The following is a 21,008-nucleotide window of genomic DNA, read 5'->3' as shown; positions in this document are numbered from 1 at the left end:
CTGCCCCTCAAGGCCGCAGTAGCGGACCCACTTTTCAGCAGTCGACTGCTTTGTGTCTATTGATGATCACGTGTGATCGAAATTGACAGGTATGAGGGAAGTGTGAAACGGGAGGCGTTTCCGATGGCAGGATGCAGCCCCAGGGGCTGAGGAGGCGTGAGTGCGGTACGGGGCTCGTCCGTTCGTCGAGTGCTCGAGTTCAAGCCCTCGTAGGCATAGGTGCGCGGCAGGGAGTTGGGGTGTCTCAAACCGGTACGAGTGGTGTCATTCCGGGCCAACGGGCTGCAAGCGAGTTGCCCAGCCACAAGACTCCCACGCCACCCCAGCTGACCAAGGCTGTAATCCAGAATTTCAGGTTGCTGCGTGAGACCGAGCTGTCCTTCACTGACGACGTGACATTGTGCGTGGGCCGCAACAACACGGGAAAGACCTCGCTGGCCAAATTATTCAAGCTCTTCCTGACGAAGAAAGACAGCGTGCTGCGCATCGAGGACTTCTCTGCAGAATGCTACGCGGAGTTCCTCGACGCGCACCGCCTCTATGTTGCGGGTGAGAAGGAACAGGCACGCGGCCGGATTCCGAAGGTCACCCTGACCCTCCATATCGCATACGACGCGAACTGCGGACAGTACGGCCCTCTGGCCTCCTTCATAGTGGACCTTGATCCCGACTGCTCAGAGGTCGTGATCAGGCTCACCTATGCATTGAAGGACGGCGCCCTGGACGTGTTCCTCAGCGACCTGGTCAGCAGTGCGGACGCTGCGCCTCTTGAGCGGCTCGCCAGACGCATTCCGGCCCACTTCGGGCTGTCTGTGACGGCGGTAGACCCCACTGACGACGCGAACGTCCGCACAGTCGACCTGGCGGACGTCAAGAAGCTCTTAAAGGTGGACTTTCTCGATGCACAGCGGGGACTGGACGACGAGGACCGGGAGGCCGCCCAGCCCATCGGAGCAATCTTCGAGAAGCTCTTCACCTCAGCGAAGGGCAGCAAGCGTGTTGAGTGGCTGGAGGATCTCGCCACGCGTATCGACGTGATGCTCACGAACACCTCCAGCGATCTCGACATCAGCCTGCAGGAGATCCGCACCCAGGTAGCGCCGGCATTGACGGCCTTCGGATATCCGGGGCTGGGGAACCAGGAGTTCGTCACTGCTGCCCGCCTGGATTCCCGGCGGCTTCTCAGGAACTTCGCGCGCATCCACTACCCGGGAGCGGCTGGCGTGCGGTTTCCGGAGTCGTACAGCGGCCTCGGAACGCGCAACCTGGTGATGATGCTCCTCAAACTCTTCACCTACTACCGCGAACACACCGCCCAGTCCAATGAACTGGGGATTCATCTCGTCTTCCTGGAGGAGCCGGAGGCTCACCTGCATCCGCAAATGCAGGAGGTGTTCATCCAGCAACTCCTTCAATTTCCCTCGCTCTTCCCACGGCTCGATGCCCAGATGCGCGCGAACAACCCTCAATCGGTCGGCGTGACGGAGGCGGCCGGTTCCGGCAGCCAGAATGGATCGCCATGGAACGCCCAGTTCGTGGTGACTACCCACTCGGCGCATGTAGCCAATCGGGCGCGCTTCTCGAACATCCGGTACTTCCGCAAGGAGGAAGAGGCTGCCGAGCCCGGAGATGAGCCGAGGCCGGCCCGTACGGCCATCAAGGACCTCTCCCAGGTTTCGCGCGACGAGAAATTCCTGCTGAAGTACCTGACCCTCACCCGGGCCGACCTCTACTTCGCGGACAAGGCGATTCTTGTTGAGGGCGCCAGCGAGCGTGTCTTCGTCCCAGCCGCCGAGGAAAAACTTGCAGCGCGAAAGCCAGACACAGCTCTCTCGCATCAGTATGTGACGTTGATGGAGGTAGGCGGCGCGTACGCCCACAAGTTCTATCCGCTGCTGAGAATCCTGGGCATCCCAACCCTGATCATCACTGACCTCGACCCCATTGACGCAAGCAGTCCCAAGACCCGCAAATGCAGCGTGTCCGAAGGAGGACACACGTCCAACCAGTCCATCCGGGCATGGTTCGACGAGACGGGCGAGACCAAGGTGGCCGAACTACTCAGACGCGCCGAGGCAGATGCACCCGTAGCCGCCAACCTTTGCCTCGCCTACCAGGTGCCCGAGCAGCCCGGAGATCCATGCGGCCGTACCTTCGAGGACGCCTTCGTACTGGCCAACCCGACTCTCTTCGGTCTCTCCCGGCGTAGAGCCACGACCACGAACGCGAGCCTGGAAAAGAGAGCCCGCGACAAGGTGGACGGCAAGGGCAGCAAGGTCGACTTCGCCCTCGAGCACGTCCTTGGCGAACACGACTGGGAGGTGCCGAAGTACATCAGGCGCGGTCTCGAATGGCTCATGGCGCAGGACGGGACGGCGACGAAGACGGATGACGAGTGATGCCGGCACGTCCCGAAGAGTTGGTGCACGGCAAGCGCGTCGTCACCGTGGCCGAGTCGGAAGCGCAGACGGTACGGGAGACGATCCTGACCGCATTGCGGGAGGGCAGCCATTTCAAGTTGGAGGCCGGCGCGGGTGCGGGCAAGACGAGCTCGCTGATTGAGGCACTTCAGAGCATCCTCACCGACCGAGACCGGTACCTCCCGCGACGGGACCAGCGCGTCGCCTGCGTCACCTACACCAATGTGGCCCGCGACGAGATCATCAGTCGCACCGACGGCAGCCCGTCCGTCTTCGCCGACACCATCCACGGCTTCCTGTGGCAACTGCTCTCTCCCTTCCCCAAGTACCTGCTGCGCTACGTCGTCGAGGTCGACGCCATGCAGTCCAGGCTGGAAGGGCGAACATCACTGGACGGCTACACAGTCGATTACAGCACCGGCTACCGGAAGGTGGACCACGACACACTCCACGTGCAACTGGCGCACGACGACCTTCCCGCCCTGGCTTGCAAGTTCTTCGCCCTCCCCAAGTTCCGGGCCTTGGCCGCCGACCGGTTCCCCATCGTGTTCGTCGACGAGTACCAGGACACCCCCGCCGGTCTGGTGGAGGCCATGTTGGGCACGCCGGGTGAAGAGACTCCCCTCCGTGGTCCCCTCTGCGGATTCTTCGGCGACCACTGGCAGCAGATCTACGACAAGGTGTGCGGGACCATCGACGACCCGCGCGTGAAACCGATCGTCAGGAGGCGCAACCGCCGGTCGCAGCGCGCTGTGGTGGATCTCCTGAACGCGATGCGCCCTGAACTGGAGCAGACCACGAGCCCGGGAGCAGGTGAGGGGAGCATCGCCGTCTACCACACCAACGACTGGGCCGGTACGAGGCTCACCCACCACCGGAAGGGACAGATAGGCTGGGATGCTGCGCATGCGGCCCGCAGCTGGGCCCTGGAAGACGCCCGCCGACGCCTGTGGAACACCGAGGTATCCGATGGCTTGGACGGAGCGCGGACGGCAGCGCCCAGCACGAAGATCCTCATGCTCACGCACGAGACGATCGCCGGCGAACTGGGTTACCAGCGACTTCACCAAGCCTTCCGGCGCAATGAGTCCTATGTGAAGAAGGAGGACCACGTCATGGCCTTCTTCCTGGACGTCCTGGAACCCGCACTGCTTCATCACCGGAACAAGCGTTACGGCGCGATGTTCGACGCGCTCGGCCACCGCTCGCTTCTGACCTCCCCCGCCGACAAGTACGCCTGGGCGGCCCTCCTGAGAGAGCTCGAGAGGACCCGTGAGGATGGCACTGTTGGCGACGTTCTCGACCTCTGCCTGAACCAGCAGCTGTTTGATGGACTGGGAAAGGTCCGTGAACGCCACCGTAAGTCGGTGCCACTGGCCAACAGCGAATCGCAGGCCGAAAGCGACGACAAGGCCAAGGCACGAGCGGAAGAGTACGAGGCCCTGCGTGCTGTTCCGTACGCGCAGCTACTGGCGTTGCATGACCACCTGGGCGGTGGCACACCCTTCGCGACGCAGCACGGAGTCAAAGGCCAGGAGTTCGACAGGGTGCTCGCCGTCGTCAGCAAGGGGCACACTCGCTTCCAGATCCCCGAGATGTTGGCGAATTTCTCCCGGCGTCACGGACTGCAGGGGAAGGAGCAGGAAGCCTTCGTCAGGGCGCGGAACCTCTTCTACGTGGCGTGTTCGCGGGCAAAAGAACACTTGGCCCTTCTCTTCACCACGAAGCTCGACCCAGCTGCGCTCGACACCCTCCGGGAATGGGTGGGCGACTCACGGATCATCTCTCTGAGGTTCGATGGAGACTCTGTGATATGCGGCGAGCGCCAAATGAACAACGCTGCCTCGCCAGTGGGCGGGTAGGCTGTCGGCCCTGGAGCAACGGAGCATTGCCGCCAGCACCTCCGCCGTGCCTAGCGTATGGACCAGGGCGGGCGTGGGCTGCTCACCTTTGGCCAGCTCACTGAGCGCTGGAGCAGCCGCCACACGGGCACTGGGAAGAACCATCTACGACCGTGACTTGCGTAGTGAGGCGGACGAGGCACCAGGTCCGCTTCCTGCATGTTCGTGGAGATCTCACCTGTGGTTTCTGGGGCTCCTGATTACCTGGTGCCGCCATCTACCTTGCCCGAGTGCGCCCAACTCTCGCCCAGCCCTGCCCACGCTGCATACTCGTCTCGGGCCTGGTTCAGTGGCCCGTCAACAGGAATGTGACGTATTTCCGGACACCGAGGTTGCGGCGGTTCTCCGACCGTGCGGTGGTGAGTTCGCTCGTCACCCTCGCTCGCTCCGCCTCGGCGCCGCTCAGTTGCTTCTGACGTTGCAACAGGTCAGCACGCTTGCGCTGGGTCTCCATAGCGCGCTGCTGGCGGTCGGCCGTGAGCCGCTGCCGTTCGTCGGTGATCTGCTTTTGGAGGACGTCCCTGTCCTGCTGGGCTTTGCTCTCCGCCTGCTTTACCTCCCGGTCGTACTGCGCCCGCAGCGTGGCGATCTCTGCGCGGATCCTCGTCAGGGCTGACCCAGGCAGCTTGGCGGGTGCGGAAGCCCTTGCCCGTTGCTCCAGGGACCGGCGCCATGCGTCGAGGGCGGTCGCCCGGGCTTCGCCCACGCCGGCTACGCGGACGTGGTGGCCGCCTGGGCGGACGAAGTAGGCGACACGGCTCCCGGAACCCTGGCTTTGGGAGTAGGACACCCCCGTGAAGTCGGCCGCGGTGCGGATACCAGCCTGCACCAGAGCCCCGACCGTCTTGGCGCCCATGTTCGACAGTGACCGCGCTTCCTGAATCGAAGTGGCGCGCAGCTTCGCCTCGACATGCTGGCGCACCGCCGGTTCCAGCGCGGCGGCGATCATGCTCTGCTCTCTGGCGGGAAGCTCCGCCTTGCGCTGGCGGGACTGGTCGATGCGGCGGTTCAGGTCCATAGTGATGCGAGCCAGTCCGTCGCGCAGGTCGGTCTGCAGGGTCTGCATGCGCTTGTCAGTGGCCGCGCCATCCTTGGCAGTGGAGGCATCCAGCTTCTGGATCTCCTGCTCCAGCCGCCGGTGGGCGCCCGCCGGATCCTTGAGTTCGCGGGCCCGGCGACGTAGTCCCCGGACCCGTTGGCGGGCGGTTCGACACTCTGGCCTGAGCCGCCGGCCCACGCCGATCAGGGCGGCCGAGGCGAGTAGGGCGACCCCCTGCGCGGCGGGCAGGTAGCCCGCCGGCTGTCCGACAGTGACCGCGAGCACGGCGGGGGCGGCGGTGCTCAGTACGGCGGTGGCCGCGGCCGCCAGGTCGCGAGGGCGGCGCCCGGTGAAGCCCGCGGAGGCGGGGGCCGGCGCGCTAGTCGGCACCGCTCTGGCGGGGGCGGACGCCACGCGATCCACCAGCCAGGCTGGGATGCCACCGGAAGGTGCATTTGCCGGGGCGGCGGCACCCGTCGTACCGCCGGCCGCCGTCGGAGCCGCGGCGCCGCCCTTTCGCTTGCGGGGTGGGGCGGGGAGCGTGAGCGCGTCGGCGGTCAGGCGGGGCAGCGTAGAGCAGGGTTGCCCGAGGAAGCCCCGGACGCGGGCGGCCTCCGCGCGGAGCCGTTGGTCGGAGTGGCCGAGGAGCAGGGGCCAGGCCAGTGACGTCGCCGGGTCCTTGAGGTCGGGCTCGGAGAGGATCAGGTACTCGCCCTGGCTGTCGTGAAGCTGAGTCCACAGGCTTGAGTCGGTAGCGACGGCGAGCAGGGAGAGGTGGATGAGCCAGGCCGAGAAGCGGTCCATGGCGGGCCCGAAGTCGGCGGCGCCGCGTTGCGGCGACTGGTAGTTGCGGTGGCCGTTCTCCGTCGCCGCCTCGCCCTTGAGAGCGGGGACGTACATGCCGTCGTAGTCGACAAGCCGCAGGGTGCTGTCGTCCGCCACGAGGATGTTGCCGTGCTGCAGGTCGCCGTGGGCGATGCCATGGTCCTCCAGGTCGCCCACCATCGCGAGGAAGCGGTCGGCGAGGGCGTGGACGGCAGCCGAGTCGTGGCGGTGACGATCGATCCACGACATGAGGTCGGTGCCCTGCACCCACGCCATCCGGACCACCGGGAACCAGTCGCCGAGGGCCAGCACGCCCTGCTCCAAGAACTCGAAGCGCACAGGCCACGGTTGAGAGAGGCTGCCCGTGTCGAGCGCGCGCAGAGCAGTGCTGATCGCTGTGTAACGGGCACCGATGGCGGAGGTGTCCCGGGTGAAGCACTTGAGCGCGTAGTGCTCCCCGTCCGGCGCGGTGACGGAGAAGACGCTGGCAAAGTTGCCGGAGATCGCCTTGGGCCCGAGGACGGGGCTCTGCTGGACGGTTCCGTGCTGGAGATCAGGATCGCGGAAGCAGAGTTCGGGGTGTTGCAGGGCCTCAGCGTAGTTTGCGCCCGTAGGGCATTTCCGGACCCCACCGGTCCCGGTGGCGGGGCGACCGCCGGAGGACACAGCCATCACGCCTCCGTTCTCACCCGTATCCGGATAAGCGTCACGTCGTCGTTGCGCATGAGCCCGCGCACCCGCTGGTCCTCCACCCACTCCGTGAAGGGCTCATTGCCCAACTCGGCAAGCGTGGCCAGCACGGTGCCTGGCGCGCGGTGCCCGTGGTGAGGGGACAGCAGCCAGGCGGCCAGCGCGTCGCTGGCCAGCAGCACTTCGTCACCTGGCGCCAGGGTGCCGTGGGCGAGCTGCAGCCGCTCGGCCACCAGGGCCGTGTCGTGGTTACGGCTCCCGAGGAGCTGGGGGGTGATACCGAAGCCCTCGACGTCCTCGAGGGGGAAGGCCCGCCGGACGACACCGTCCCGCACATGGAACAGGCAGCTGTCGCCCAGGGCGAAGGCGTGACAAGACCAATCGGCCCTACCGTTACCGGGCACGGTGGCTCGAACCTCCGCCCCCAACAGGGTCGCGAACGCACCCTTCTCCAGGCCGGGTTGCTCGTACCAGGCGATGGGCCGGCCACGGGCGTCGCGCTCCGCCCGGTACCACTCGAGGTACGCCTCCCAGCGAGGCGCGGACCGCTCCATGAGGTCGATGACGAACCTGTCCACGTCGTCCCACCAGTCACGGCCGAGGGACATCGACTCGACGGCGTCCGCGGCGAGGCGCTCCGCCCAGGCGCCCGCGAGTAGGCTCTCCGAGGCGCCGTCGGACACTGCCGCGTACAGCGGGAGGACGGTACGGCCCTCGTCGTCGGCCCGCGCGTCGCCGAACCAGGACAGTCCCGCGTCCTCGCACTCCTTGAGCGTGTTGCCCGCCTTGGGTACCCGCAGTAGCTGGCATTCCGGCAGAGCCGAAACGTCCTCCATGGTCAGCGCAGCTCCGTCTCGGTGGTCAGCGCAGCTCGGTGGCGCGGGTGCCGATGTCGAGGAACTCCACGATGGAGGTGATGTCCGCGTTGTAGACGAAGCCCCGGGTCGTCTCGCTGACCCGGTGCCCCTGCGAGGCCGCGTAGGAGCGCATGTGGCTGGGCAGCACGCTGGACATCTGGAACAGCAGCCGGGCGTACGTGTCCGGCAGCCCCTCCTCGCTGTCCGGGAAGGTGACCGGTGTGCCGCCGCTGCCGGACACGTGGAGGTTGAACAGGAGGACCGCGCCATCCGCGGTGGCGTGCGAGGCCAGCGCGATGGCGGCGCTGGTGGGGTCGCCATCGGTGGACTCGCCGTCGGTGAGGTTGAGTACGATCGGCGGGAAGCCGCTCGGGTGGGCCTCGACCCAGTTCGCGACGAGGCTGTCAGCGTAGCCGAGGGCGCGTGTCATGGGCGTGCCGCCGTTGGTCACCGGGTCCATCCAGACCGGGAACTGCACCGAGGTCTCGACCAGGCCGCCGGCGCCATCGGGCACCTTCTTGGTACGGCTCTCCACCCGCGCGGGGTTGTTGGCGACTTCGCTCAGCGGAACGAGGTCGCGCCCGGCCAGCGCCCCCTGGAACGCGGAGCCCACGTGATTGTGTCCGTACCCGATCACGGCCACGTGGAAGTAGTCCCGTACGCCTTCCTCTTTGGCGCACTTGACGGACAGTTCGGTCAGCAGCCGGTTGATCGCGTCGGAGACGACCTCGGCCCTCTGCCGCGTGACCTCACCGGCGCCCATGGGATCGCTCATGGAGGCGGACTGGTCCACGAGGAAGATGAAGCAACCCGGATTGGTTCGGCTGATCTCTGCGGTGTACGGCACTGCGCCCCCCTTGCGGTGAAGGGGATCACCATATCGAATGACCAGTGCTTTCACACTGCCTTCACAGTCTCGGTGTCGGGGAAGTGATCGACACTCACATGCCGTTCCACCGGCCGCCGGCATGAGCCCCCGACGGTCTGCTCGACGACGTTTGGATCCAAGTGGTGCTCGGCGTCGTGGAGGAGGTTTCGATGTCTCCGGAATCGAGGCTAGTGCCTTCACCCAGGGCAGATTCCCATCAGGGCAGATTCCCGTGATCAAAGACATGGGAGGCAGTCTGCTGGTTACGCCTCGTGTGGCCACTGGGGCTGCGCGGCGTTCGGAGTGATGAACACCGCAAGGCAGCGGAACTCGCCACTTGAACCCTCCAGTTGGGTGTACTGACGCCAGGCGAGCGTGTAGGCGCCGCGCAACACTAGGGTGTTGTCCGGGAAGGAACCGCCGGCCCACAGCAAGGTGCCGCTCAGTTGGCGCCCGTGGTGGATGTGGAACTCCTCGTCCCTGGTGGGCATCTTGCGTTGCCTGGGGCGCCACAGGGCCGCCTCGTTTGTGATGAGCAGGGCCAGCCCGTTCTGGTCCTCGCGGTCGCAGAAGCGTTCCAACCTTGCTACGTCCCGCAGGAAGTCCCTACGTGCGACGTCTGGGGCGTTGTGTCCGCGCAAGGCGTACTCCTCGGGAGGCGTCCCTGCTGTACCCGACCATTGTCGGGTCACGTACTTGAACTCGATTGCCGTACGGCCCGCCGGCCCCAGGCACAGTAGGTCCAGGTACTCCGAGGCGTTTCTTCCACGCACCGGGACCTCGAGACGGCACCTGACCTCCGGTGCGCCCTCGCCTACAGCGAGGGCGAAACTGTGCTGGAGATCGGCCTCGGAGTGGAATACCGGCCGCCGCGCGCGTAGACACTCCAGGACTTCGTCCAGTGTGGCGCTACCCGCGATCGTCTCCAGGGTGGCGGGCGGGGGCGGGGGCGGGGGTGTTGGCATCGGCGTGGCCATGACGGCATTGAAGACTGTGCGGCCTGCCCATGTCAGCTGACGTCGACCGTCGTCGACAGGTCGTCAGCCACATCGCTGGAAGCCGAAGCGCTCATGATCCGCCGAACGCATCTTCAAAGGGGGCCGATACCGAGGATGCCGTCGGGCGGCAGTGATCTCCTCAAGAAGGTTCGTACGACGAACCCGGGCTTGCGAACTACTGGGTGCAGCGGCGGCGTGCATCGTGACCGACGGTTATCGAGTCGCGCCTCGGGAGCACGTTCCGCACGCGGTACGGCCTCCTCTGATGCTGGTTAGGGTCAGGGTGATGGCCGTGCTGCACCTGCAGCGACAGCGCCACCGGTCGGTGGTCTTCCCCGGATAGGGCTCCAACGGCTCGAATCCGGCGGCGTGTGCCTCCGCGGCGGCTGTCGCGGGATCGGTTCGGCCACCGGATCGGGGGCACTTCTTGCAGCCGGTGGTTCCCGACCGGACGGATGACAGGCGCGTCATGACCTCGTTTCCGCAGGAACAGCGGCAGCGCCAACGGTCCGTGGTACGGCCGGGGTACGGCTCCAGCGGCTCGAACCCGGCCGCTCGTACTTCGGCGGACGCACGCCCGTCGGTTGCCGAGTTGAGGGCACAGAACCGGCAGCCCTTCGAACCGCTGTTGACGTTGGAGTAGGTGGGGCTGGTTTCGAGACCGCATGTGGTGCAGCGGCACCGCCACGGTGTTTGGCTGCCCGGGTAGCGTTCAAGCGGTTGGAGTCCGGCCGCGCGCATGGTTTCTTGGGCCTTCGGCGCGTTCGTGGCGGCGCGTTTCGCCTGGGTTTCCTTTGCCCGGCAGACGCGACAGCGCTGGCCCGCGTTACGGACCGCATTGAACGTCGGACGCCCCTCGTGCCCGCAGGTCATGCAGCGCGAGGGCCAAGTCGCGTTGGTGCGGCCGGGATACGGCACGAGTGGCTCGTATCCCACAGTCCGCATCTCAGCGGCTGCGGCCTCCGCGTTGATGAGGACCGTGGCGCGGGGTCGGCCGCCAGTTCGGGGCGCATAGGGTTTTTCTGCGCTCCGTGTTTCCTCATCGACCATGGCCCAGACCTCGGCCGCCGTGATGCAGGCTGCGGAGCAGGTCTCGGTCCAGCCGTTCGGCATGATGTCGCTCGTGAGGAAAGGAATGAGTCCGGCCTGATGCAGGCGGCCCAGCACGGCCTGCTCGACGTCGTAGGCGGCTGCGCCGGTGGTGTAGTCACGGGCCTGATGCAGTTGCCAACCCTGGCGTTCGTGTTGGATGAGGCGAGAGGTGTAGCCGGTGCAGGCACCGATTCCGATCTTGACGGCTTTCCACTCCTGGTGGGTGATCACGTAAACCTTCGACGGTCCTGCCAGGTCGATGCCGTGGGGGGCACAGAACTTGCATCCTCCACCAGCACGAATCTTCATGAGCGTCGGGGAGACCTCGTTGCCGCAGGTTACGCAACGGCACCGCCACGCAGTCACCGAGGTGACATAGGGCTCCAGCGGCTCCAGCCCAGCCGCGCGCATGGCAGCCACCGCGATATCTGGGTCGGTCTTTCTACCCGCTGCCGCCCTGACGTCGGCACAGTGGCGACAGCCGCCCTGGCCCGCCAGAATGCCGCCCAGACTCGGTGACGTCTCACGCCCACAGCCGTTGCAGCGACACCGCCACGCCTTGTCACGACGCCCGGCGTACGGTTCGAGCGGTTCCAGGTCAGCGGCACGCATGAGGGCCTCGGCTTCGTCCGCGGGCCAGCGGCGTCGGCCACCCAGGGAGGGAGGGCAGTACGGGCATGCCCGAAGGCCGCGCCTGAGGTTACTCAACCTGATCTCGACGTCTCGGCCGCACGGGAGGTGGCGGCAGTGCCACAGCCCGCTCGGTCCCGGGTAGGACTCCACCGGCTCGAGGTCGAAGTCCTTCGCCTCCATTGCGGCCCGGTCGCCGTCCGTGCGGGGCAGTTCGCGGCGACGCGACCATGCCCGGCTGATGCCCTGCCCAGCGTTCTTGCGCCCGCACGGGCCGCAGCCCCCTTGTCCGCCCTTGACCGACCCATGAGTGGGAGTCCCGATCGTGCCGCAGGTTGTGCAGCGGCACCGCCAGGGGATGTCGGTCCCGGGATAGGGCTCCAACGGTTCCAGACCCGCCGACCTCATGAGCGCGGCGGCCTGGTCCGGATCGACCGGCGCGTTCGGCGCGCACCATCGGCACGGTCCCCCTCCGCGTTTGATGTACGAGTAGCGCGGCTTGACCTCCCGACCGCACGGCACGTGCCGGCAGCGCCAAGGGGGTGTCGCCCCGGGATACGGCTCGAGCGGTTCCAGGCCGGCCGAGCGCATCAACGCCACCGCCGCCTCCGGCGGAATCGGAGCCGTGCCTGAGCAGTACCGGCAGCCGCCCTGCCGGCCCGCCGCAATGTTGCCCAGCCGCGGTGACACTTCTCTCCCGCACGCTTCATGGCGGCAGCGCCAGGGCTTATCACTTCCTGGATAGGGCTCCAGTGGTTCGAGCCCGGCATCCCGCATAATCAGCACCGGATCGCGTGGATCCTTCCGCGGACGTCCCGTCGCCACCCGGCCTCCTTCTGAAGTGCCCACTTCCGGGGTGAGGATCGCACGCGGCACTGACAACAGCCTTGTTCGCGTCGCGAGCTTGGGGCGGCTTCCTCGCGGCGGCCTTCTGGCTTGGCCCTTCCGGGCTGTCCCGTTCGTGGCCTTCGGCAGCTTGTGAACCTTGGCAGGCCCGTTTTCGCCGCGAGGAGACTTCGCTCGGGTGGGGACTCGTTCAGGGCGGTCATGAGGTCCGATGAGTTCTCCCAGTCCTGCTGGCGGTTTGGGCGCTGCTTGCGGGTATCGGCGGGTCGCTGCGCTCGTGACCGGGCGGCTCGTAGGTGATGTCCCGAGGCGCTACTTGGTCCGCGACTGGTCCGGCGGGATCTCCTTTGGATGCCAGACAGTAGCTCGAAGAACCCAATTGATTACAGTGGGTACCTATAACGTCGGGGCGCCTGGAGCGCAAAATACCTCCAGGCAACCCGAATGCAGGCTCTAGAAGAACCCAAGCTTCTGAGGGCTGTAAGAACAAAGAACGTTCTTCGTCTGCTGGTGGTACAGGCGGTGTAAGCCGTTGACCAGCACGAATGGCCGCCACAGAGGAGGTCGGACGGAGGCTGGCCCGCATATGGTCCGGATCTTGGTCGCCGGTGTCGTCACGAGGGCCCATCCCTGCTTTCGTGCCCGTGCTGGAGCAATTCCTGGGCAGTTCGGCCAGCCTGTCTCCGGCCACGGTCACGCGGCTGACCCAGCAGCGGCAGGCCGACCACGCCGCGGTCGTGGACCGCGACTTCGCAGAGGTCGACTACGTATATGGGTGGGCCGACGGCATCCACCTCAATGTCCGCTTGGAGGAAGTCAAAGCCTGCGTACTCGTCCTCGTCGGCGTATGGGCCGACGGCAGTGAGGAACTGATCGCGTTCAAGGACGGCTACCGCGAGTCGGGCGAGTCCTGGGCGGACCTGCTGCGCGACTGCGCCCGCCCGGGGACGCGTACCCTGGTCCTGGTTCGGTGACGGGGCTCCTGGTTTCGGGAAGGCCCTGGCCGAGGTCTTCCCCGCCACCCGGCATCAAAGGCGCTGGGTTCACAAGACGGCCAACGTGCTCAACGCTCTGCCGAAGTCGGGCCCAGCCCGGCGCTCACAAGGCGCAACACGGCAAACAAGACCAATTCACGTGTCGGCAGTCTGCCGGTGCTCGTCCACGCTGATGACGTTGCGATCCTCGGTCCCCTGGAAGGCGACCGCAGCGGCGGAAAGTAGATACGGGTGGTGCCCGTGCGGTTGTTTCGATCCTCGGTCGCCCAAAGGGGCGGCCGCCAGCAAGCCCGTGACCGCGATGCTCACCGCCACCTTCTGGTTGCGATCCTCGGCCACTCGGAAGGGTGACCGCCAACATGGCCCGGCCGATTTCGTGCGGCTGCAGTATGCGGTTGCGACCCTCGGTCGCCCCAGAGGGCGACCGGCAACAGCACGGTTAGCGCCAACCGCCCGTCTGGGGGGCACCGCCACGAAAAGCCAAGCGCAAAACGCGTTCGCACGCCTCGCCGTTGCGATCCTCTGACACATAGAGAGTGACCATCAAATCCTTGGCAGCCTTCGACGCCGCGTCGATTGCCACCTCGTTGCGATCCTCGGTCCCCTCAGGGGGCGACCGCCACGGCTTCGCCTTCGACTGCTTTGCCACGTTGGCTATGCTGCGATCCTGGGCCGTCCCGAAGAGCGACTCTCCAGCTGGCCATTCAGGTTGCCCAGGGTTTGGACGATGTTGCGATTCTCGGTCGCCCGCGAGGGCCGACCGCCTGCACCCGAGCGATGATTTATGCGATCGCCCTTGGGTACGTTGCGATCCTCGTTCACTCCGAAGGGCGAACGCAAGCGCATGACGGAACCCTCGCGTCGGGTTGCGACCCTCGGCCGTACCCGAGGGTGACCGCCAGGGACCCGTTGAGGAACTCATCACCGATGACTTCCGGTACGTTGCGATCCACGGCCACCCCGGAGGGCGGCGACCAGCAAGCCCCGCTGGGGGCCCAGACCTGATTAGCGTCACGTTGCGATTCTCGGTCGCCCCGGAGGGCAACCGCCAGGGTAAAGAGGGCATTGCCCAGGTCTTCCGATTGTGTGCCGTTGCGATTCTCGGCCGCGCTGAGGGCGACCGCCGGCGTTGCGCCTTGTCATCGCCGCTCAACCCATTGCGATCTTCGATCGCCCTGGAGAGCGACCGCTAGGTAGTGCGGATTGGAGCTGTGGAGCCCCACGGTGTGTTGCGATCCTCGGTCAGCTCGAAGGGCGACCGCAAGCTTGCTGTTCTGCCTCGAAACATTCACCGCAACCGCGTTGCGATTCTCGGCCGACCGCCCTGAGCGGCGACCGTCAGATCGGTGTAAGCACCCGTCGTCAGGACCGGCTACTGTTGCGATCCCCGGTCATCCCGAGGGGCGACCGCCATGTGGACGGCCGGTCAAGGTTCTTGACAGGCCGTCGTCGCGATCCTCGGGCGCCCGGGAGAGCGACCGCCAGGTGTCGTCAGGATTGATGGCGTAGAACCAGGTGACGTTGCGATTCACGGTCGCCTCGAAGGGCGACCGCCAGATCGGCGTGCGCACCCGTCGTCAGGACCGGCTACTGTTGCGATTCTCGCTCACTTCGTAGGGCTACCGTCAGTGGTTGTCGAGCTCCTCCTCAAGCCCGTACAGCAGGCTGCGACCCTTGGTGGTTCCGAAGCGACTGCCAGCCAGAACGCGACGTGCAGCCCCTCGGATTGCCAATTCTCGTTGCGGCCCTGGGTCATCCCGCAGGACGACCGCACTGTAGGAGCCCGCCGTAACGTTCAGCGACGACCAGCCATGGCGGTCCTGGGTCGCCTCGAAGGGCGGACCGAGGACCGCAACTCTCAGCAGAATGGGAACCGCGCGCCGTACTTGTTGACGTTGCGATCCTTGGCCGCCTCTTGAGGGCGACCGCCACCGGCGCGGATGCCGTTCCCGATGATCGACACCACCACGTTGCGATGCTCGACCGCCCCGAAGTGCGACGGCCAACGGTTGGACGACTTCGGCCGTCAGCCCGGCGCGGAGTTGCGATCCTAGTCCGTCCCGCAAGGCGACGGCCACGTCCAAGATGCAGGCATGGACGTGGGATTTGGAGATACTGCGACCCTCGGCCGCCCTGAAGGGCGCCCGCCACGCCGACCGCGTTTGCCGTCTGCCCGAGGTCTAGATCATTGAGATCCTCGGCCGCTCCCGGATGGTGACCGCCACCGACTTGTGCAGGTCCGTCGCGACGGAGACGGCGTGGTTGCGATCGTCGGCTGCCCCGGAGGGGCCCGCCACGGCAGTGTGGTGGTTCAGCACTGTGTACACCGGCCCGTTAGATTCTCGGTCGCCCCGAAGGGCGACCGCCACCTGAGCAGTGTTTCGCAGTGTTTTGAGGTAAGGGGGCGTTGCGATCCTCGTCGCCCTGGGGCGACTGCGGGACTCTCCTAAGGCTGGAGGAGGGGGGTGGTGTAGGGGCGTTGCGATCCTCGGTCGTCTCGGAGGGCGACCGCCAGACCGGGTTTAACGCCGAGTTCGGTCTACTTGACGGCGTTGCGATCCTCGCCTTCAAAAGGGCGACCGCCAGTGACGCATCCCCCGGGAAGTCCCATAAGCCAATCGGCGTTGCGATCCTCGGCCGCCCGGAGAGCAAGTTCAGTCGATGAGCCGGGTCAGGGTCACCCCGGCGGGGACCTTGTCTTCGTCGATGGTGATGCGGCCGGTGTAGTCGTCCCAGGATCGTGCCTCGCTGTGGCCGAGCGGCTTGATGCGGATCAGGTCGAAGAGCTTGTGGGCGGGGGCTCGTCCGTAGGCGTCGTCGTGGGAGAAGACGTACAGGCCGCGGATGGCCATTTCGCCGCGGGAGGATGCCCGGTCGTGGTCGAACATCATGGTCAGGGCCTGCCAGTAGGCGGCGAGGTCCTCCGGGGTGACTTTGGCCTTGGCGCCGAGGGCTCCGGAGTAGAAGCCGTGGCCGCGGTAGAGCCCGTAGGGGACGTAGTGCTTGTTGCCCATCTCGGTGACCTTGCCCTTGGCCAGGTCCGCGGGCTTGTTCGGGGCGACACGGGTGATGCCGGCCTCGAGCGGGGTGATGGGGTCGATGGAGCGGGAGAAGGTGAGCTGCATGGGCCCGCGGGCCCTTCCTGCGTGCTTCTTCTGGTCGCCCACGGACATGACGGCTCCGAACAGGCGCACGTCCCAGAAGTTGCGGATCATCCACTCCTGCGCGGTGGCGGTCTCGCCTTCCTTGGCGCCCCCTTCGATGTAGGCGCGCTGGATCTGCGGGTTGAGGGCGACGCCCTGTTCGACGTACATCTCGAAGCCGGTCTTGCCTTGGTGGACGAGGGTGATGGTGTTGCGGATCTTGCGTTTGAGAGCGACGTCGGTGATGAGTCCCTGGCCGGTGATGGGGTCGGTTCGGGGCATGCCGCCGGCGTCGGGGTCGCCGTTGGGGTTGCCGTCCTTGACGTCGATGAGGAAGACGTAGTCGTGCTTGCGGGTGGGGTCCAGGTGCGCGTCGGTCATGGTTGTGCTCGCTGTCCTTCCGGGGCTATGGCGTCGTGGTGAGCTGGCGGTGGCGGGGCGTTACCAGAGGGTGTTGTCCGAAGCGTCGGCGTCCTCGGCGGAGGCTTCGGGAAGGGCGTCCGCTTCCTGTTCTGCGGCGAGTTCCTTGCCAGCTTCCCGTGCTCTGATGGCTTCTGCCGCAGCGCGTGCGGAGTGGGCGCGCTGGTGGTCGTAGCCGAGGATGAACAGGGCCTGCTGTTCGGTGCTCAGATGGGCGGGGATGGTGTCGAGCAGGTCAAAGGCGTCCCGCAGCCGACTGTCCATGGCCTTGGCCGCGGGTCCACTGGCGCGGGCGATGGTGCGCAGGTGCGGCCGTGCTCCGATGCGAAGGCGGGTGAGGACGGCTCGGGGGGAGACGACCGCGGTGCTCAGGTACTTGTCGGTGATGGTGGTGTTGACCTTGGGCATGGCCTTGCGCTGGATCGCTTCGAGCATGGCCATGATCCGTCCGCATACGTAGCCGGGCTCGGTCGACTGGGAGTTCAGCTGGGGCACACAAAGCTCCTTGTGGCGAATTGTCGTACGGATCAGGGCGAGGCGAAGCAGGGCGATGCGGGGTCGGTCGAGGCGGTGGTCGGCGCGGATGCGTTGCAGGAGGACCGGCAGGAGGTGGGCTGGTGGGGCGGCGCCGTGGAGCGCGGCTTTGGTGAGGTCGGCTTGGAGGTGCTTGGGGATGGTGGTGTCGATGTACTTGTTCTTGCGTTTGTCCCAGCGGGCGCAGGCGAGGGCGAGTCGCCAGACCGACCAGTAGGTGTAGGTGTTGTTCCAGCCGTCCCAGGTCTGCTGGTCGGCGAACCAGGTCCCGAGTCTCCGTTTCAGTTCGGGGACGGGGATGGTGATCCAGTCGGCGACGATGACCCTGTTGGTGTTCACCCGCAGGGTGAGGGCGTGGAAGGCGTCCTCGTCGAGGACTGCCAGTGCGTCTCGTCCCCGCCGAGGGTGGCGGACTCCGGCGACGAGCTGGGCTACCTCCTCGGGCTGGGGGTCGCGCAGGGTCCACATGGAGGTGTCGATGTCGGGATCGCGGGTCCACCAGACGATGGCGGAGTCGTCGGCAAAGGCGCGGTGTTCGGGGTCGGCGAGCAGTGTGTTCAGTACGGTGGCGGACTTGGTGCCGCAGTCGACGCAGATGGGCGTGGCACCGAGCTGCTTGGTGCCGGCCCGGAAGTGGGCGGGTTGGTTGAGGCAGACCAGCTGGGTGTTCATCCCGGAGTTGGGGATGCCCTTGATGGGAACCGGGAGCGTGGACAGCAAGGGCATGACGTGTCCGCACACGAGGCAGAGTCCCTGGTTCGCCTTGCCCGTCTTCCCGCTCTTCGCCCTCCTGACCTTGTCGGCCCACCAGCTCCTGGCTTCCGGCAGATCGTGGACCCACTCGCCGTCCACGCTGATGGCGACGAGGTGGTCCTTGTCCATCTCCAGCGGCCACGCGGTCGGCGCGCGGCTGTTCAGCCATGCGGCCACCGCCTGCGCCTGGTGAAGGTGGGGGTGGCCGCTGCACCAGGAAGTGACCAGTGCACGGTAGGCGGCGTGTCGGGTCCTCGCCTTGGTGACGTCGGCAGAGTTGACCGAGAGGACCTTCTCCCCGTCCGGCCCCTTGACCAGGCCGGGATGGGCAAGCGCGAACTGCGCGGTGTCGGCAAACAGGATCGGTGCCGGCTTGGACCCGGAGCGTCCGGTGTACGGGGCGGTGATCTTCCGCTGTTCCTGACGGAGGTCGATGACCAACGGTTCCGCGTTCCCCATACCCGTGCTGGAGAGATCGATCTGCCACATTACCCGGCGCGCGAGGTAGTACTCGGGGGTGCCGCCCTGGCGGCTGTCGGCTTGCCGGACGAGGCTCTGCAGCAGCACGTCAGGCCACCTCCTCCGCGGAGGCTCGTCCTTCGGCTCCGGGCATGCCACTGACCTCGGCGGGGGCGAGCGGGCGGTCGGGCACGTGGAGAACGCCGTGCTCGAGGCTGGCTCGGAACCAGTGGTAGCGCTCTTTGCCCTTTGGGAGGTACTCGATGTGGTGGAGCATCAGCCCGAGCTCGTCGATGGGCGGAATGCCTGCCTGGTCGGCGGCGGTGACCACGCCGGCCTCCTCCGCCGATCCACGAGGCCCGAAGAAGGCTGCGAACTCGCGGCAGCCGAAATGGGGCTGCTCGTAGCAGGCACCACGTGCGAGCCGTCGGTCGAACTGGTCGCGGTACTTCGGCAGGGGCGCGGTGCACCGGTCGGTGGCGCGGATCGTCGCGTGGATGCGGTAGGCGACGTCGCTCAGGGCGACGGTGACCCGCTGGCCGCGGTCTTCGGCGACGTCGTAGCGGTAGCCGTTGTTGGCCCGCAGGCTTTCGTAGGCGTTCTTGGTGATGATCGAGTTGTTGACCTCGTTGCGCCGGAAACGGGTCCACCTGACCGGCTTGAGCTGCTCGATCCGCTCGACCCGGTAGGTCATCTCCGGCTTCCAGAAGATGGCCTCCAGCAGTCCCCTCGCCGCGGAGGGGGTCATGGTCGGATACGAGACCCGCTCGACCTTGAGCTCCGGACGCGTGAAGCACGCCAACGGCCCCCACGCCTCCACCTCAACGTGTAGCGGCCGGTCCGCGCGCTCACCGCGCCGCCGGGTCTGCTCTCTGGTCATACAAACTTCCCCTCCATATGCGGCTCGGCCGGATGTCAGTGGTGCCCATTACCGTCACGACACTGGCGATCGACCCGGAGTTCCTGCAGCCACCCAAACGTCGCTATGGCCCCCGGGTCGGCAGCTGACCGATCCGCGACTCACGTGTCCCAGGGTGGACCGGTAGCGAAATGTGGTGGTCTGGTGGATTCTCGGCGCATAAATGATGGAATGTCAAACGGGCTTGCGAACAAGGCAGTTGATCCGGTAAATGAGTCGATGCCAGTCCCGGAAGGCAGACTCGTGGCCCACTCGCCGGGCCACCAAGGGGCCTGGCACTGGTACGAAGACCACGCCCGCGGTACGGGCGAGCTGGCCCGTCGGTTCGCAGAGCCGTGGGGAGGCGGTGACCTCGCCTACCGGCTCGGACGCGACCACGACACGGGCAAAGGGGCCTGTGCGTGGCAGGAGGGGCTGATCGAGGAGGCTGCCACCGGCCGCAAGACCAGACGGCCCCCGCACAACGACGCCGGGGCCCTCCTGTTCGCCCGGGCGGCCGAACCTTCCCCCGCTCTGCTGCCCTGCGCCGGCGTGATCAAGGGACATCACACCGGCCTGTCCGCGTGGTCGGAAGTCCGGCTCCGGCTGAAGGCCCTGATGGCCGACTCCAGCGAGGTGGACAAAGCCATCCACCGAGTCGCTGCGGTCATGCCGGACATCCTGGATGGCTCATGCCCGGCAGCCCCGGACTGGCTCGACCCACGTGACAAGATCGCTGTGGAGATGCTGGTCCGCATGACCTACTCGGCCGTGGTTGACGCCGACCGTCTCGACACGGCCGCCCACTTCAGACCCGGCACGCACATCCGGCCGCACGTCGGCATGCCAGAACTGTGGGAGCGGTACGAGGCCCGCCGCCAGGAGGCCCTTGCCGAACGCCAGCGCTCCAAGGGAGCCTCCTGGCTGGACAAGCTCCGCGAGAACGTCTACCAGGAGGCACTCGAAGCCGCCGCCGGCAAGCCGGGCGTGTACCGGCTGCACCTTCCGACCGGCGCCGGAAAGACGTTCACCGGTGGAGGCTTCGCCCTCCGCCACGCCTCCCTGCACGAACTGCGGCGCGTCATCGTCGCGGTCCCGTTCATCTCGATCACCGAGCAGAACGCAGCGGAGTACCGAAGCCTCCTGGACCCGGAGCAAGGACCGCCGGTGGTGCTGGAACACCACTCAGCAGCGAACGTCGAAGCTCCGCAGCGACGCGCGCCGCAGTCCGCCGGCCCCTCGACGAACATGCGCCACAGCCGGAAAGGTGGCCAGCCCAACCGATGGGCGAAACTGGCCACCGAGAACTGGGACGCCCCCTTCATCGTCACCACCACCGTCCGCCTGATTGAAACGATCTTCGGAAACACCCCCTGGGCCACCCGCCGACTCCACCGGCTCGCCAACTCCGTGATCGTCCTCGACGAGGTCCAGGCTCTCCCCGACAGGCTCCTGACCCCGATCCTCTCGAGCCTACGGGAACTAGTGGAGCACTACGGAGTCACCCTCGTACTGTCATCGGCGACCCAGCCAGAACTCGCCGCACTTAGAGGTCCTAACAGAAGTTGTTGATCAAGTGACCGTCGGCTTGTCTGCTCGTTGGTCGAGGCGTGGGGAAACGTCAGTCGCGGCCGTGGATC

Annotated in this window: 13 protein-coding genes and 1 pseudogene; 4 read left to right on the top strand and 10 right to left on the bottom strand. The window is 66.5% G+C overall.

Translation table 11 applies throughout. The features are described from left to right. Positions 1–131 precede the first annotated feature (131 nt). Positions 132–2,399, top strand: coding sequence for an ATP-dependent endonuclease (locus ABZ192_RS39695; RefSeq protein ID WP_356929326.1), 2,268 nt, complete (start codon positions 132–134; stop codon positions 2,397–2,399). Continuing rightward, on the top strand, positions 2,399–4,282 hold the full coding sequence (locus tag ABZ192_RS39690) for a UvrD-helicase domain-containing protein (RefSeq protein WP_356929325.1): 1,884 nt from the start codon (positions 2,399–2,401) through the stop codon (positions 4,280–4,282). The genes ABZ192_RS39695 and ABZ192_RS39690 overlap by 1 nt, the downstream gene beginning before the upstream one ends. Before the next feature lie 325 nt (positions 4,283–4,607). Here the strand turns inward: ABZ192_RS39690 and ABZ192_RS39685 are convergent, their stop codons facing one another. The 5 genes from ABZ192_RS39685 to ABZ192_RS39665 form a co-directional block, all read right to left on the bottom strand. Then, the gene (locus tag ABZ192_RS39685; protein WP_356929324.1) at positions 4,608–6,857 is read right to left on the bottom strand and encodes a hypothetical protein; all 2,250 of its coding nucleotides are present in this window, start codon (positions 6,855–6,857) and stop codon (positions 4,608–4,610) included. After that, complete coding sequence (locus ABZ192_RS39680; RefSeq protein ID WP_356929323.1) at positions 6,857–7,711, bottom strand: hypothetical protein; 855 nt, start codon at positions 7,709–7,711, stop codon at positions 6,857–6,859. The genes ABZ192_RS39685 and ABZ192_RS39680 overlap by 1 nt, the downstream gene beginning before the upstream one ends. Before the next feature lie 25 nt (positions 7,712–7,736). Continuing rightward, on the bottom strand, positions 7,737–8,579 hold the full coding sequence (locus ABZ192_RS39675) for a vWA domain-containing protein (protein ID WP_285558324.1): 843 nt from the start codon (positions 8,577–8,579) through the stop codon (positions 7,737–7,739). A 284-nt stretch (positions 8,580–8,863) separates the two neighbouring features. Continuing rightward, a complete protein-coding gene (locus ABZ192_RS39670; RefSeq protein ID WP_356929322.1) occupies positions 8,864–9,181 on the bottom strand; it encodes a hypothetical protein in 318 nt (105 codons plus the stop codon). Positions 9,182–9,811: 630 nt separating this feature from the next. Then, positions 9,812–11,110, bottom strand: a complete 1,299-nt coding sequence (locus ABZ192_RS39665; RefSeq protein WP_356929321.1) for a hypothetical protein — start codon at positions 11,108–11,110, stop codon at positions 9,812–9,814. A 1,691-nt stretch (positions 11,111–12,801) separates the two neighbouring features. On the opposite strand from ABZ192_RS39665, the pseudogene ABZ192_RS39660 reads away from it, so the two are divergent. Next, a pseudogene (locus ABZ192_RS39660) lies at positions 12,802–13,249 on the top strand (transposase); the annotation flags it as partial. 47 nt (positions 13,250–13,296) lie between these two features. Here the strand turns inward: ABZ192_RS39660 and ABZ192_RS39655 are convergent. The 5 genes from ABZ192_RS39655 to cas5c all read right to left on the bottom strand — a co-directional run bounded on the left by ABZ192_RS39655 (position 13,297) and on the right by cas5c (position 19,350). Then, positions 13,297–13,500, bottom strand: coding sequence for a hypothetical protein (locus ABZ192_RS39655; RefSeq protein ID WP_356929338.1), 204 nt, complete (start codon positions 13,498–13,500; stop codon positions 13,297–13,299). 1,841 nt (positions 13,501–15,341) lie between these two features. After that, positions 15,342–15,488 (bottom strand): hypothetical protein, encoded by a 147-nt coding sequence (locus ABZ192_RS39650; RefSeq protein ID WP_356929320.1) that lies wholly within the window; start codon positions 15,486–15,488, stop codon positions 15,342–15,344. 327 nt (positions 15,489–15,815) lie between these two features. After that, positions 15,816–16,685, bottom strand: coding sequence for a type I-C CRISPR-associated protein Cas7/Csd2 (gene cas7c / locus ABZ192_RS39645; RefSeq protein WP_356929319.1), 870 nt, complete (start codon positions 16,683–16,685; stop codon positions 15,816–15,818). A gap of 60 nt (positions 16,686–16,745) precedes the next feature. Then, complete coding sequence (cas8c, locus tag ABZ192_RS39640) at positions 16,746–18,578, bottom strand: type I-C CRISPR-associated protein Cas8c/Csd1 (protein WP_356929318.1); 1,833 nt, start codon at positions 18,576–18,578, stop codon at positions 16,746–16,748. A gap of 1 nt (position 18,579) precedes the next feature. After that, complete coding sequence (cas5c, locus tag ABZ192_RS39635; protein WP_356929317.1) at positions 18,580–19,350, bottom strand: type I-C CRISPR-associated protein Cas5c; 771 nt, start codon at positions 19,348–19,350, stop codon at positions 18,580–18,582. Positions 19,351–19,608: 258 nt separating this feature from the next. Here cas5c and ABZ192_RS39630 point away from each other — a divergent pair, with 258 nt between their 5' ends. Further along, positions 19,609–20,940 (top strand): CRISPR-associated endonuclease Cas3'', encoded by a 1,332-nt coding sequence (locus ABZ192_RS39630; RefSeq protein ID WP_356929316.1) that lies wholly within the window; start codon positions 19,609–19,611, stop codon positions 20,938–20,940. Positions 20,941–21,008 lie beyond the last annotated feature (68 nt).

This window comes from Streptomyces sp. NPDC006235 (assembly GCF_040613735.1).
Classification (GTDB): Bacteria; Actinomycetota; Actinomycetes; order Streptomycetales; family Streptomycetaceae; genus Streptomyces.
The sequence above is the reverse complement of the archived record's forward strand: the minus strand, read 5'-3'. Positions and strand labels throughout refer to the sequence as shown.

Coding starts and splice junctions, on each gene's coding strand:
- ABZ192_RS39695 (WP_356929326.1), top strand. CDS start 132: ATGCAGCCCCAGGGGCTGAGGAGGCGTGAGTGCGGTACGGGGCTCGTC.
- ABZ192_RS39690 (WP_356929325.1), top strand. CDS start 2,399: ATGCCGGCACGTCCCGAAGAGTTGGTGCACGGCAAGCGCGTCGTCACC.
- ABZ192_RS39685 (WP_356929324.1), bottom strand. CDS start 6,857: ATGGCTGTGTCCTCCGGCGGTCGCCCCGCCACCGGGACCGGTGGGGTC.
- ABZ192_RS39680 (WP_356929323.1), bottom strand. CDS start 7,711: ATGGAGGACGTTTCGGCTCTGCCGGAATGCCAGCTACTGCGGGTACCC.
- cas7c (WP_356929319.1), bottom strand. CDS start 16,685: ATGACCGACGCGCACCTGGACCCCACCCGCAAGCACGACTACGTCTTC.
- cas5c (WP_356929317.1), bottom strand. CDS start 19,350: ATGACCAGAGAGCAGACCCGGCGGCGCGGTGAGCGCGCGGACCGGCCG.
- ABZ192_RS39630 (WP_356929316.1), top strand. CDS start 19,609: ATGCCAGTCCCGGAAGGCAGACTCGTGGCCCACTCGCCGGGCCACCAA.